Source organism: Winogradskyella costae (genome assembly GCF_013403865.1).
GTDB lineage: Bacteria > Bacteroidota > Bacteroidia > Flavobacteriales > Flavobacteriaceae > Winogradskyella > Winogradskyella costae.
The window spans coordinates 15,177-30,283 of record NZ_JABFDK010000006.1 but is presented as its reverse complement, the minus strand read 5'-3'; the positions used below and the strand labels follow the sequence as shown (position 1 = coordinate 30,283).

The following is a 15,107-nucleotide window of genomic DNA, read 5'->3' as shown; positions in this document are numbered from 1 at the left end:
GTTATGAGGTTTTGTTGATTGTATTACAATGGGATATGCCCTACAATATCACCACCTTTTATAATAAAAAGAGCGTTAGTAATAGGTGCATTACCAAAGCTATCATCATTCCAAGTATGATTGTGTAGGTATGCAAATTTATTTATGGTTTCTTCATCTGCTTGTCTTGAGATGACCATCATGCAGGTGCGTCTAGGGATAGACACTAATAACTCTTCCGCTTCTAACATGGTGTGGGCTTTCTGCATGTGTGTTTTAGAAAGAATGCGTTCACTAGAAAAGTCATTTCCACTAGAAGCTAAGGCTTTATTGTTCAACGCTCCAACAAATTCGAAATCGGTGTTATAGTTTTCTAAATTAGTGAACGCTTCTTGAGTAATTTGCTTGGCATCCATAGTTTCGAGATGCTGTTTGGTTAAAAACACAAAGTTGTCTGGCGTATCCATACCGTAACCAATAACGACTTCAGCGCCGTCTTCGGAAGGAATTAAAGTAGAACTTAAAGCTCCAGCTTTTAGTCCAACCCAGTCTCCAGGTTTTAAAATAGGATAGATTTTTTGATCGCCATTTTCTGTTTGTTCTACTATTTTTGCTATTTCTTCAGGTGTTTTTTCTGGCCCGTAAATGGTATTACTCATAATTTTATATGTTTTTATTTATTTCAAAATTAGAGATACATCTCAGTTTTTTAATCACGGTATTCAGCTATTTTGAAATACAATAGTTTGTCTAAACAGTGATTTTTTACTTTTTCATTAAAAAAGAAAAGGTGATCTTATTGATAAGAACACCTTTGTTATTTGTGATGATTAGCCTGTTTTAAACTGAAGTTCTTTACGGACAGTCTAGTGATGATATTAAAAACAGACCGTCTTGATTTTTAATAATTGCGATATTACGTGTTATACCTATGCCTTTAAATATGTATTTGTTGTGTTTCTTTTCAATAAATTCAGGCATGAGTATAAAATTTCCTTTTGAAGTGACATCAATTTTAGGATTATGAACAGGCAATTGATGATAGACTTCATCTAATGTCATATGTTTATATAGGTAGGTATTCTCAAAACAATCATCAAAATCTGTATAGGTATGAATTTGATGGTCATAGGTTATTATCTCTTCTTTAATTTCAAATGACTTGTCGTTACATGTTTCAATTCTCTTATCTGTAGTTTTATGTATCATTTTTCCTTTAAAATCAGGAATAACGATACCATTGTAAATAGACTCTAATTGAGGTCTAAATATTGTTAAGTCTGAACTATGAATAAATCCAGAACAGACTTGATTTTTTACTTTAATAAAATCCCCCTGAAGTTGAAAGCCTTCACCAATGTGTATGGATTGTTTTGTTTCAATAATGTGCTCTGCAACAATTTTTTCTCCAACTGCAATGCGTTTTATCAGTTTTGAATTTAATGAAGGTTTTTCATAGAGTGGAGCTCCAAAAACATTGATGACAAAGAACGAATTCTTGTCACTTATTTCTTTTGAGTAATTACGCGTTGTCGTTTTAAGACCTGCACTTTTCATTGTTTTATTGTTTCAATGTTTTGAATTGAAGCCCTTGATATCATTATCTATTATGAATAAAAGATGTTGCCAAATTTACAACATAACGTTTAGATTTATAGATATACGATTCCTTCTCTATTACCACTTTTTATGTATAAAAGTATATTAGCGATATGCGCATTATGGTTAGTTTTATCGTTCCAATTGTGTCTATGTACGTATAAAAACATATCTAACAGCTCTTTGTCCGAATCTTTAGGAATAATAAGGATATTACCACGTCTAGGTATAGATACAAATAATTCTTCTGACTCTAAAAAATCATGAGCCATACGCATCTGTGTATAACTAAGAGCTCTTTCATTAGAAAATCGAGTTCCATTTGAACTCAACACTTTATTATCAAATTCTTTTTCAAAATTAAATCCTTGTTCAAGCTCGTCTAAGTTGTCGCTAGCTTCTTGATATAAGTTTCTGTTTCCAAAAAAATCTTTATGTTTCTTTGATAGATATACCAAACCATTTGGCGTTTCTACGGCATAAGATTTAACAACTAAAGGAATTTTATCATCATCATTATCTTCAAGAACTTCTACATTATAGAGTGCTCCATTTTTAACACCTGGCCAACTTGCTGGTTGTAGTACAGGATAAAGTTTATATTCTCCATCTACAGCTTTTTGTACATCTTGGTCTATTTCTGCTAAATATTGTTTTTTTTCTTGATCTGTCATAAGTATAGTGATGTGTAATTAATTTAATACAAATGTATAAGCGTATGTGATAGGTTTCATCACTGTATTCTGTGATATAAAAACTCGTAGAACTAAACCTGATTAATAAGACGATCTTCTTTGTTTACAAAAAAACATACATCACTATTTTTGCAACTCTTAAATGTAATGATTCACTTAAAGAAGTATGCAAATGTTATTTTAGGGTGTAAAAAAAGGTAAGCTTTAGCATAAGAACACCTTTTTGTAATAGAAAACTAGGGTAGTGTATACTAAAAATTAATATTCTAAATACAGCACATGATTGGGATTAGAATGTGTTTCAGAAATTTGAAAATCGTAAGATCCAGCAATCTCAAAGCCCATTTTTGAATAAAAATTTATCGCCTTTTGGTTTTTTGTCCAAACGACTAACCAAATTCCGTTTTGGTGCTGTTTTTTAGATAGAGCAATATTAAAATTGAGCAATTTTACACCCAATTTTTTGCCTTGAAAGGCTTCTAAAAGATAGATGCGGTCTAATTTGGTAATATTTTTATCGCTTATATTAATATTAGGACATTGCAATTCTATTTTTGAAAACCCAGCTATAGTTTCATTATAATAGATGAGATGATAATCTATCTGTTTATTTTCAAATTCTTTACGAATGGCTTCGGTATTGTAAGTTCTTAAAATGAAGTTATTTATATCCTCTTTAGAAGCGCTATGCCCATGAGATTCTGAAAAGGTCTGTTGTGCTAGTTTTGCAATTAATTCAGAGTGCTCCGCATTTGCTTTTATAATGTCAACCATTTAAATACTTTTACTTTTTAATTGGAACTTGTTTTTTTGCGAAATTATAGTATTTATAAATACTGAAACTCTAAATTTTAGTTAAGAATTAATGTTTGAAGTTGAATAATTTTAGCGTCCACAAATTGAAATGTGCCATGTCCGGAAACTTGTTTTGAAAACATGGTATTATCATCTCCAAACGACAGACCGACTTCCACATCAAATTCAAAATTGGCATTATGGAATGTAAAAGTCTTTTTATTGACGTTTACAGAAACATTTTTGGCTTTTAATGTTACGTTCCAAAGACTAGAGGCATAATTTCCAAAATTGGTATTGGCTAATAATCTAGACCAAACAGAATGGTAATTCGTGATTTGTTTTGCTAAGTCGTGTTGAAGGGATTCCATAAATACAATTTACCAATAGGTGCCGACTAAAAATGTAAGCCTGATAAAGGCAATCACACTTTCTGAAGTCAGTTCTATCGGTGCTTTTAAATCGGTAATTTCATCATGGTCTACAAAAACAACAAATAATCCGTCTTTAAAAGCTAACAACACATTGTCTATGGCTTGCTGATGCTTTGCTAACTCGGTATTGGTAATATCTCCAAAATCGACTTTACCTGTTTGAACTTTGTCTTGAATTTCGGCTGGACTTAAAAACCCGATAATATTTACTTCGGTGCGTTTTTTATTATAAGCGTCCACTTGATTTTTAACACAACCAATTAATAAATCTTCTAGATTTTTAGGGTTTTCCTCTAGTGTAAAAGGGACTTCTTTTACTTTTTTCTTCCCGAGTCTTTTTAGTTGTAATGTCAGTTCCATGGTTTACGGATTTTGCGTTAGGGATTGCCGTGGAAAGCCCACAGTGCGTAAGCACGAGGACTTGCAACAGAAAGCCCGACCTCGCCTAAGCGAGGTAACGCCCTAATATTATTTTTAACTATTAATTTGTGCCAAAATGGTTGGATCTTGGATTTTATTATCTTCTGACAGTAGTTTCATTTTAGAAATAATTTCTGCCGATTTTGGGTCTTCGTCTACGAAAGGCAAGAACATACGTCCGCGATGCTGACTGTGCACCGGAATGATGGATAAGGAGAGTCCGTTTTTGCTCACCTGACCACTTCCTAAATGAATGCTATATTCGCCTAAAGTTCCTTTTATAAAGATATGACGCTCCTTAACCGTGATGTTTTTAAGCTTGAATAATTGAGCAGAAGCTTCGGCTAAGGCACCGCGCATTTCCATCGTACTATGGCTGGCTTCTGGATCTACACCACCAACGTGTGCTACGCTAACCACCAAGTCTATATCGCGCATAATTTCGCTAAAAATTACTGGCGGAATCTCTGTAAGTGGAATGTTTTTATAGCTGTCTATAGAATGAAATTGAATCACTTCTAAGGTTGGCGCCTCTACATCTGACGGTGAAAACCAATCTGCCATCGCATATATCGTAGCAATAAAACCTTGTTTGTGATATACTTTTTGCAAGCCGTCTTCCATACTCACCGTCCAACCTCGACCACGTAATAAAGCAACTGTTTTTTTAGGCTGAATTTGATGCCCTTGGTAACGCTCAGATCTGTTGCTATGCTCGCGCTCGTCATTCGTGATTAAATACAACTCTCTAAAAATTTGTTTAAAGGGTTGTGTAATGCGCTCTGCAAACACATATTTTTGATACAAGTCCCAAGCAACCGATTGGTATAAATGAGAAGCGTGTGCAATAAGTAACCCATCGTCTTCTGCCAATGCTTGTACTTTACCATCGGTATCTACCAAGGCGCCATTATTGTAAAATCCTAAAATTTCTTTTTCTGGCACGTATAATACTAAGTTTTGCAACATGGCTTTTACAATAGGGTGTTGCATTAACTCGTGAATTTCTTTAGCCGGAAATTCATCTTCATTAACCATTGCATTTTCAAGCGATAGACGCGTTCTACTATATTGTTTAGATAGGTAGTTTTTACTTTCTTTTAAAGCTACCACTTGCTTGTCTTTACGTAGTTTTGCTGGTATATTTTTTAAAATTTTACCGGCTTTGGTCACTTTAATCGTGGTTTTGCCTAAGTCTGTAATACCAAGTTCTATAACCGTGTCGTCTATGGTGACTACCGCATTTTCCATAATGGCTTGTGTGGCTTTGGCTTCCATTGCCCAACTAAAACGTACACGGTCTTTATAACCGGCATTACGAGATAAGTTATCTAATGCAATCTCTACAGCGGTAGCTTCACTTTCCTGACGTTGTGCACCAAATTGTTTGCTTTCTTTTAAAAAGGTTTGCAATATATTGTAACGTTTTAATAAATCTTTTTCTGGTACGGTTTTACTTAACGGAATTAAGCCTAAAGCACGCACATAATCTTTATCGCGTTTGTCTTTAATCTTCTTAAGCGTTTCGGTGATTTTTACTTCACCAAGCATTACGCTAGAATAAAGTTTTACTTGTCTATGTCCGTTTCCATCGGTAATATATTTGGCGGCATCGTGAAGTAGTCTCCAATTGGTTTTTCCTAAATTTTTATACACTTTATTAAACCAATCAATATCTATGGCACCAAGTGCAAAATCGTTTTTAGGAATGTTAGAATAACGCGCGATAATGGTTTCTTTTTCGCTATTCATATATTCTGAAGCGTGTGCTTGAAACCACCAAACGGCATTTTCTAGATTTTCAATTTTTAAATATTCCCCTACAACATTGGCCCATTGCGTGGAGTAACACGCTAACTCAATTAAGCGTTTTTTACTTACTTTAGAAGCATCGGCTAGTTTGGCAAAATCGGCATAAGATTCTGTATCTTTAAAGGCGGTTCGTTTAAGAATAGTACTGAATTTTGATTTTTTACTATCGCCATAATAACTATAACCACGCTCAAACGTATCTTTTCCTAAACGTTCTAAGATGCGAAAGACATAATCTACACCTTCTACACGGTGAATGCTACTAATATACCCAGAAGCTGGTGTTGCTAAATCACCACGCTCTAATTCCGTTTCTAAAAGGTTAGTTTTTAAAGGTAGAAAAACGTGTTTAGGGATGCTATTACGTTCTAATCCTTTTTTAAAATTCATTCTGTAATTGAAACCACCATCCATAATGCTCATTATAGAATGATTGTTCAGCGATTGGAATAATAAATCGTCATCATTTATTAAACCTTCTCTGTATAATTTTAGAGTAACTTCTACTTCTGGAAACTTTAAGCTTTTCTTGTTTATATTTTCTTCTGTAAGCACTTTAATGGTAGTGGCCTCACTAGGATGTTCCATATTTTGAGCCGATAAATACATTTGAATTGCCCAATATTTATACAGTTGCTCTTTGGTGAGTTGCTCTAGATTATTTGAACCAAAATTAGGTGTATTTGCTTGTACTATGGTTGTCCAATTATAAGTTACGGTACTGTAATAGCTACTTTTCTCTTGAAATTGGGTGAGTTTGAATTTTTCAGGAAAATTAGCAATCATATCTTCATACAGCTTAAACTTAAAATCACCCACCATTTTATCATCTGCGAAAGCTCTAAACAAACGCTTTAAAATTTTGTTGTAGGTTTTAGATTTTGAATAATAACTTTGTGCTTCTCCTAAGTTTAAACCAGACAAATCTGGGTAATATTGCTGTAAATAAGGCTGAAGAATCGTGTAGGCTCCAAAAGGCGCTTCTCTATTATTGATATAGCGAATAACCGAATACATTTCAAAATCGTTAAGCTTGCTTTTCTCGTACCAAGTAATCCAAATGTCGGCTAGTGGTAAGTTATGCAGTTGCTCTAAAGCTGTGGCATCTTCACCTAACTCTTTCATATCGTGAACCCCTTTATTAAGATACGTGGTGTGCATTTCACCATCATAGGCTAACATCTGGTATTCGTGATTGCGATGTTCTGTAACCAAATTAATTAACTGATTGACTTGAGTCACAATTTTCTTTACATCAATAAAATCTTTGAATTTGAACCCAGAAGCTTCTGAAGTGGTGATTCCTAGTTTATCAAAAATATTGGTCTTTGTTTTAAAATGCGATTGTGGGATGTAAAGTGGTGATAAATTATCATAATCTACAGCACCAAATCCGTTACTGTAATTATATTCTTCGGTGTTGTCAGAAAATTTATCGAGATAAACTTGCTCGTTTTTAGTGATTTTAGGTCGCTGTTTATAAAGCGCTATTTGCGCTTCTGTAAAATTAGACTGTCTGTTGTTATCGTGTAAAATTGTTAAAATTTCTAAAGCGGCTATACGTTGTTCAATGTTTTTAGCCTGAATTAAATTAGTGGTGCTATTGCGTAAAGTATCTACAGGTAAGTTTATTAATAACTGTATTAACGAAGTCCGTAACATTTTACTTTTTCGCCTTAATAAATCTTCAATAATCTCTAACTCGGTATCATACAAGTGCATTTTAAAGAACAGGCTTAATCCCGTAGCCATTACCAGTTCGTTCCTGTTGTAAATGGCACGTCTTGCTAAAGCTCTTTTCCAAGAATTCTTATCGTATTTTAATTCTACTTTGTGCTTTATTTGTTCTTTGTTGTAGTATAACGAATAGCTATAGTTTTTAGGGAATACCTTTCTAAAATAAGCCTCTCTAAATTCTGAAGGAAAGTCTTCAAAATCAGGTGCCATTAATTCTAATTGTGTTTCTGTAGCACTATTCATTATAAAATTGAAGAAATAATCTGACCCTGGGATAAAACTCCACCACGAGAATATTTTACTTTCGTAAACCTTTCCTTTTTCTGAAGCATTTTTAGCGACAGTAAGTAGTTTTTCAAAGGTGGTATCATCTAAAGATGTTTCTGGTAAGTTTACCGCCATCCAATGGTCTAAGGCGTAATCTTTTCCAATATGTTCTATAAAATAAGGTACTAGCGCATCGTTTGTTTTATCGGTTTGACTCATAAAATACAGCGCGAGTATCTTTTTATTTCGGTCTTCGTTCTCAAATACAATGTCTAATGCTTTTCTATTGGCGGTATCTACATCTAAAATACCAATGGCCCAAAGCCCTACTAGCACTTCTATATTATCTTTGCTTTTTAAATAGGTATCCACCTCTTTTAAATCGAAAATTAAAGATTGTGCAAGCGTTAATATGCGATTAATAAGCGCTTTTTTTGGCGTCTCCCAGTTTAAATCAAACCAGGTACAAACCGCTCTAGTCACACTACTAAAACGTGCTAAGTCATTATCTATAATAACCTTTAACATATACTTAAACGCACCAAGGCTGCAGCTATCTAAAGCTTCTATTATGGTTTGGCGTAAACCTTCTTGACGTTGTGCGGCGAGTAGCAATTTGGCAACCATTTCCCAATGTTTCTCCTCTTCAGAATACAACAACGCTTTGATAATATCTGAACTCACGCCACCAATCTCATCTTCTCCTTGAATAATATCGTCTAGCAAGGCATCAAACGCACTTTCTGCATTGTGTAAAACGATGGCTAGAAAAAGGTCTTGGTTCCCAGAAAAATACGTGTTGTATTGAAAATGTTCTACTAAAGATAAGCCACCAAATCCCATTCTGCTGGAATTCAGAAATGCTCTAAAACTTACTATTTTTTTGTGCAATACATCTTCTCCAACTCGCGATCTAAAGGCTTGCCTGTTATAAGAATCTTGATACGGTAAGGTGTTTATAAAATCCCACATTGCTGCTAAGTATGGCGCTTGAATAACACCATATAATTGCATCCCTAAACGCATCCCTTCTGGTGTAGTCCAAGGATTTATATTGAAAGGATCTTCGAAGGCCTCAATAAAATCATACTGATTATAATAGACGCGTTTGTCTTTTTCTATACTAGCCAGCACTTTTGCTAAAACACGGTAGGGCTCAGAATACGCACGAAATTCAAACCGGTCTACCGCTGGTTTTTTGTATTGCTCCAAGTGTTTTCTAGCATCTTCTATAGGGATCATATCTCTTAAATGTTTTTAACTATGGTCATTAACAATAATTTGTCCTTTTCTAAACAAACTGAATTACTGATGGCAAGGTAAAAGAAATCCGTTTGTTTAAACTCACGGTATTTAGTGATTTTTATAAGGGACTTTTTTTAACGTTTTAAATATCACAGAATACAGTGACAAATAACACCGTGTTTTAAAATAGGTTTGTAACATAAAATTAAACTGCCCTTATGATACTTGCTAAACACGAATTTGGTTTCAACTTTTATGAAGACGAAGCATCTTTTGAAAAAATTAAAGAATGTAAAAATTATCCTGAAAATTTTTATTATGAGATTTTTGTGCTTGCTAAATCTACTAAAAACAAGCAGATTAGAACCGAATGTGCCAATATCATAAAAAAACAGGCACCAGAAGCTTTACAACTCGCCTTTAAGAGTCGAAAAAAAATAACGACAATACAAGATTCTCAATCTTTTAACAAGAAACTGATTGCTATATTAGAGTACGGCGTACTTTCAGAAGATTTAGACCTTTGTAAACTATACACACTTGTTTGTAAGCGTTTAACGCTTTCGCTTGAATATAGAAGTAAAGAAGTTATTGAACTTTTCATAGAAACACCACGTCTTTTAAGTCAGTTTAATGGTATTAAAGAATTAACAATTAGCACCTCTAGACAGAAAGAAGGTTTTAGTAACGTTGTAAACAAAATAACGCAACTTACTTCATTAGAGAAACTTGAGCTTGACATTGATTATAAATACATACCAGAAGAACTAGAACGATTAGTTAACTTAAAAGAGTTTATACTAGCAGCACCTAATTTGGTATGGGTTCCCGTAGGAATAACAAAACTAAAAACACTTAAAAAGTTGGAGTTTAGAGGAAGTTTTCCTTTTGGTAATGACGAGCCTAACCCTAACATAGTTAACTTTACTTGGCTTAAAGAACTAACAAGTTTAAAGCATTTAAAAATAGGTTCTTTTGCGGTACAAGACCTCTCTGATGTTGAGCTTCCGGCAAGATTAAAAAAATTAGAGCTTTTTAGGTTAGAAAATCTAACCGCTTTACCCGAAACAGTTGGTCACTTACCAAAACTAAAAACATTAAGGCTAAGTGGTATGAGGGAGCTAGAACACTTTCCTGCATCTGTTAGTGAATTTAAAACCTTAGAGGTTTTAGAAGTTATTCATTTATCTAAATTAAAAAAAGTTCCTGCTGCTTTTATTTTTGGAGCAAATATTAAACGTTTACTAGGTTTGTATACAGAGTTTATGCCTTATGGAGTAACCCCTGTAACTAAGCTAAAAAGAATCGTTTTTACCAATCCAGAGCTTCTTAGTTTTGTATTAGATAATGCCTTGTCTTTTACTAATTTAAAAGAGATAGAAATTACTTGTGATGCACCACAAAGAAGAAGTGCGCATACGCTTTCTGCATTTAAAAAACTTAAAAACCTTAAGTATAAGTTAGCACATCATTTAGAATGGGTTTTAGAGGGTATTCACGAATGTAAAAAGCTAGAAGACGTTTTTATTTATGGTATATATAATGGAGCTGATGCTGAAATAACGAACGCTGATGTTGCTAATTTTCCTCAGTCATTTTCTAGAATAGAACATTTGCAAACCTTAAAAGTGCACAGTGCAAAAGCACTTGTTTTAAATACAGATTATTTACCTATAAAGACAGACAGTCTTACCATTACAGATATAAAAGTCATTGAGCCGGGTATTGAAAATTTTGAGGTAAATCATATAAAAGTAACAGATACACCTATTACCGCATTACAAAAGTTTTATTCAGTAATACGTGCTAAAAAAATAAAGTTAGACGATGTAAATAGTGTTAAAAATGAGACTTTAGATTTTGATACTTTTAAAGCCCCTGAAAGCTTTAAAGATTTTATATTTAATAGTAATGTAAAAGGCTTAGATAAGGCATTAAAAGCACTTTGTAATTTACAAACACTAACCATTGATTTTAATAAAGATAATGCCGAACAAAACAATGGTTTAACCGCTTATACGCATCATAATTTAAAGAACTTGACTATTAAAAATTTTAATGGTAACACTAATGTTATTAAATTATTATTAGAGCATACGCCTCATCTAGAGTTTTTAGAAATTTACGATTGTGTAGGCCTTGTAGATCTTCCTAAGGTTACTTTAAATAAACTAAAAACGCTAAAATTATTTTATAGCGATGATATACAGTCTATAGAAAACTTAACAGTGCCCAACATAGAACTTTTTAAAGTTTTATCGTGTGACAATTTTGGTTACAATGCTATGGTTACGGCATCGCATTGGAAAACGCTTAAATTTCTTTGGTTAGAAGGCATTAGTCAAGATCTTGAAACCTACCCAGAGACCATTTCGGACTTAAATTTAGATACCTTTTTTATTGATGGATTTTTAACTAAAAGACAAATCCCAAAATGGATAGGCAGAATGAAATCCTTACGAGTTTTAGGTATAGAAAACTTTAAGTATTCCCCATTACCTGAAGAATTAGCCGAATTAACCCAATTAAAAATAATGAGCATTAGAAGCTGTGATTTTACAGAACAAGTATCTGATAAATTTAAGAATCTGAATTTAGAGGATTTAATTTACAGGTATTCAAAATTTAATGGAAACAATATGAAATCCTCTAAATTTTACGCATTAGCTAAAAATAAAATCTTAAAAGAGGATTTTGATAACAGATATGAAAAATATAATCTGTACTGTTAAAGAAATTTATACCCTAAAAATTAACGATTACTATGACAAAACCAACAGAAATCCCTGAATTCACCTATTATAAAATGGATGAATATTATGAAGAGATTAAAAAGTCTAAAAACTTTCCAGAAGATTTTTATTATGAAATTTTTACGATTGCAAAAGCAACAACAGATAAAAAAAATAGAGCAGAGTGTGCTAACATTATAAAAAAACAAGCCCCAGAAGCTTTGCAACTAGCCTTTAAAAGCCGAAAAAAAATTACACAAAAAGGAAGAAACGCAGCTAGAATGATTTCCTTTTTAGAATACGGGTTGCTATCTAAAGACTTAGACCTTCTTAAATTATATGATCTAATGACGAGAAAGAATAGAAACCTGGGATTTTTTAGGTTTTCGGTAGATTTTTTAGATCGCTTGTTAGAACATCCACATATATTAAGACGATTTAATGGCGTAAAAAGTTTAGAAATCCATTTAAAAGGACAAGGCAATAAATATGATAGTATTCTTAATGAGATATCAAAATTAACGTCGTTAGAAGAAATAGATCTCGAGGGAGAGTTTGAGCAACTACCAGAGGATTTTGGTAATTTATCAAAATTAAAAGAATTAAAGCTTGTTGCGCCTTGTTTAAAAAGGTTTCCAAGTACAATGTCTCAGTTAACATCCTTAAAAAAAATACGTATAGAAGGTGATTATTGGATTGGAAAAATTATTCCTAATATGAATCTAACCGATTTTAATTGGCTTACAAAACTTACTAAATTAAAAGTGTTCAAACTACGTTATGTAGGCGTGCAAGACCTATCTCAAGTCGTGTTTCCTGCATCCTTAAAACGTATAGAATTGTTTTACTTAAATGAATTAACAACATTACCTAAAGATGTTAGTCATTTAAAGCAACTAAAAAAGTTTCAGATTTTATCTAAAAGCATAGATAACTTACCAAGTGGTTTTGAAGATTTACCAAAATTAGAGCTTTTTGAACTTAACGCCCCTAAGATAGATTCCATATCATCTACCTTATTTTTTGGCGATGCGTCTAGATGTTTTGAAGAAAGGCCTAGACCTGAATTAATAACAAAAATTACATATAGCGAAACTAATATTTCACCAATGACGGAAATTAGTCTGCGAGAATCTATAGAAATAGATTCGCCTAAACTACTTAATTTCGTGTTAGATAATGCATTATTTTTCCCTAATTTAAAGACGATAACAGTAGATTGTGAACCACCAGAAATTCCACACAAAACATCGTTAGCAGCATTTAAAAATTTAACAACGCTTCATTACAAACTAGAGCATAAATTAGATTGGCTTTTTGAAGGGATTGAGCAATGTATAAGACTTAAAAATATTGAATTATACAGATTTCAAGAGTGGCATACTAAAGATATAAAATTAGCTGTTAGAATTTTCCCTTCAGTATTTTCAAAAATTGAACAGTTAGATAACCTGACGATTAAAAATGCGAGTGCTTTAGTTGTAAACACTGACCATTTACCGAAGCATATTACCAATTTAACTATTTCTGAAATTAAAGGAGTAGAAGCAGGAATAGTACCGTTTGATGTTTTTAGTCTGGAAATCAAAGCCACACCAATACTTAATTTACAAGAGTTTTATGCGGTGATTAGTGCTGCTAAATTTAATCTTGGGCATAGAAATGATGATGTCAATAATGTGTTAGATTTTGAAAACTTTAGACATCCAAAAAAAATTGAATCGTATCATTTTACTAGTGATGTGAGTCAGTTAGATAGCTTACTTAAAAACTTCATAAATTTAAAGGAACTTACCATTACATTTAAGAAGGCCAATTCAGAGCATAATAATGGATTAACGGCCTTTAAACACACCAATTTAAAAGTGTTAAGACTTGATGATTATAACGGAACGACCGAAGCCTTAGAGCGTTTATTAACACACACACCAAACCTTGAATTCATAGGGATATTTGAAGCCAAAGGCTTTGATGCTTTTCCTGCTGTAAATTTGCCTCAGCTTAAAAAGTTAAGAATGCAGAGTGTCGCGCTTAAAACCATAGACAATCTAAACGTTGATACTATTGAAGCGGTAAAACTGATACATTGTAATCATATTACAGATGAAAGTATTGAAGCAATATCGCATTGGAGTTCTTTAAAACACCTTTGGTTAGAAGGCTTAGATGAAAATGGAGGTATATATCCTGAATCGATTTCTGAGTTAAACTTAGAAACACTTTTTATCAGAGCACATCATAAAGAAGAAAAAATCCCTACTTGGATTGCTAACATGAAAAATCTACGTGTGTTAGGAATAAACAATTTTAAACAAGTTGTTTTACCGGTAGAATTAGCAGCATTAAAACAGTTGGAAGTATTAAGTATTAGTGGTTGTGATTTTTCGGAAAAAGTATCCGAAGACTTTAGAAATCTTAATCTAAAGAAATTAGTGTACTGGACGTCTAAATTTAACGGTAGTAATATGAAATCTGAACTCTATGAGCCATTGGAGAATAAGTTAGTGTCCCAACGAAATTTTGATGATGAAGATAGTGAAGCGCCTTTTAGGGTGTAATGACATACAATTTATTGCAAAAAAACGCTTCATATTTCTATGAAGCGTTTTGAGCGAGAGACCAGGTTCGAACTGGCGACATTCAGCTTGGAAGGCTGACGCTCTACCAACTGAGCTACTCTCGCATTTTGTAATTAAATTACTTTAATTAATGGTATTTCAATATTTAAAATCGTTATGTCTACTTTACATTGATGACACAATCTGATCAATTTTGTGTTATAAAAAGAAACGTTGTATTAAAATTATTAGTGGGGAGAGCAGGATTCGAACCTGCGAAGACGTAGTCAGCAGATTTACAGTCTGCCCTCGTTGGCCGCTTGAGTATCTCCCCAAAACTTTAATTCAATATTTCAAACAAAAAAGACTTCACAATTCAGGATGTCTTTAGAGCGAGAGACCGGGTTCGAACCGGCGACATTCAGCTTGGAAGGCTGACGCTCTACCAACTGAGCTACTCTCGCATTTTTGGTAAGCGAGCGCAAATATATAACTATTTTTTAAAATTGCTTTGATTTCTGAACATTCTCAAAAAATTTCTGACTTTGGTTAAATCTTTCAATGGAAAGGCACAATTCAGAGGTATCAAAAATATAGAATTTTTATCTTAATGCTGTGTGTAATAAAGCACTTTGGGGATAGTAAATGCGTAAGAAAAACTAATCATGTCTTGCTAGGGTGTTCTTAGTTTCCATCAAATACTAATGTAATTATTACTAAAGACATTACTTTTTTAATAATTTGTTATTTAGAATCAAATAATCAAGAAGCCCTTTTAGGTTTAATAAGGTAATTATATACTCATATCATTAAGGCAATCTTACAAATGGTTGA

General features: G+C 33.0%; 9 protein-coding genes and 3 tRNA genes. 2 read left to right on the top strand and 10 right to left on the bottom strand.

Annotation, left to right across the window (positions count from 1 at the left end; translation table 11 throughout):
- Nucleotides 1-23: 23 nt before the first annotated feature.
- The 7 genes from HM986_RS12495 to HM986_RS12465 all read right to left on the bottom strand — a co-directional run bounded on the left by HM986_RS12495 (nt 24) and on the right by HM986_RS12465 (nt 8,980).
- Nucleotides 24-638, bottom strand: coding sequence for a DUF1444 family protein (locus tag HM986_RS12495; RefSeq protein WP_179335432.1), 615 nt, complete (start codon nt 636-638; stop codon nt 24-26).
- 196 nt (nt 639-834) lie between these two features.
- Complete coding sequence (locus tag HM986_RS12490; RefSeq protein ID WP_179335431.1) at nt 835-1,536, bottom strand: hypothetical protein; 702 nt, start codon at nt 1,534-1,536, stop codon at nt 835-837.
- 95 nt (nt 1,537-1,631) lie between these two features.
- Nucleotides 1,632-2,252 (bottom strand): hypothetical protein, encoded by a 621-nt coding sequence (locus HM986_RS12485; RefSeq protein WP_179335430.1) that lies wholly within the window; start codon nt 2,250-2,252, stop codon nt 1,632-1,634.
- Nucleotides 2,253-2,531: 279 nt separating this feature from the next.
- A complete protein-coding gene (locus HM986_RS12480; RefSeq protein WP_179335428.1) occupies nt 2,532-3,047 on the bottom strand; it encodes a GNAT family N-acetyltransferase in 516 nt (171 codons plus the stop codon).
- A 77-nt stretch (nt 3,048-3,124) separates the two neighbouring features.
- Nucleotides 3,125-3,439 (bottom strand): hypothetical protein, encoded by a 315-nt coding sequence (locus HM986_RS12475; RefSeq protein ID WP_179335427.1) that lies wholly within the window; start codon nt 3,437-3,439, stop codon nt 3,125-3,127.
- A 9-nt stretch (nt 3,440-3,448) separates the two neighbouring features.
- Nucleotides 3,449-3,862: a hypothetical protein gene (locus HM986_RS12470; protein WP_179335426.1), complete on the bottom strand. Its 414-nt coding sequence runs from the start codon at nt 3,860-3,862 to the stop codon at nt 3,449-3,451.
- A 114-nt stretch (nt 3,863-3,976) separates the two neighbouring features.
- Nucleotides 3,977-8,980 carry a DUF4132 domain-containing protein gene (locus HM986_RS12465; RefSeq protein WP_179335425.1) on the bottom strand — a complete coding sequence of 1,668 codons (5,004 nt, stop codon included), beginning with the start codon at nt 8,978-8,980 and terminating at the stop codon, nt 3,977-3,979.
- Between the two features lie 221 nt (nt 8,981-9,201).
- On the opposite strand from HM986_RS12465, the gene HM986_RS12460 reads away from it, so the two are divergent.
- Both HM986_RS12460 and HM986_RS12455 read left to right on the top strand, forming a co-directional pair.
- Nucleotides 9,202-11,715 carry a leucine-rich repeat domain-containing protein gene (locus HM986_RS12460; RefSeq protein ID WP_179335424.1) on the top strand — a complete coding sequence of 838 codons (2,514 nt, stop codon included), beginning with the start codon at nt 9,202-9,204 and terminating at the stop codon, nt 11,713-11,715.
- Nucleotides 11,716-11,747: 32 nt separating this feature from the next.
- On the top strand, nt 11,748-14,273 hold the full coding sequence (locus tag HM986_RS12455) for a leucine-rich repeat domain-containing protein (protein ID WP_179335423.1): 2,526 nt from the start codon (nt 11,748-11,750) through the stop codon (nt 14,271-14,273).
- 52 nt (nt 14,274-14,325) lie between these two features.
- On the opposite strand, the gene HM986_RS12450 is transcribed toward HM986_RS12455, so the two are convergent.
- The 3 genes from HM986_RS12450 to HM986_RS12440 form a co-directional block, all read right to left on the bottom strand.
- Nucleotides 14,326-14,398, bottom strand: a tRNA-Gly gene (locus HM986_RS12450).
- Nucleotides 14,399-14,525: 127 nt separating this feature from the next.
- Nucleotides 14,526-14,607: transfer RNA gene (locus tag HM986_RS12445), tRNA-Tyr, on the bottom strand.
- A gap of 57 nt (nt 14,608-14,664) precedes the next feature.
- Nucleotides 14,665-14,737: transfer RNA gene (locus tag HM986_RS12440), tRNA-Gly, on the bottom strand.
- Nucleotides 14,738-15,107 lie beyond the last annotated feature (370 nt).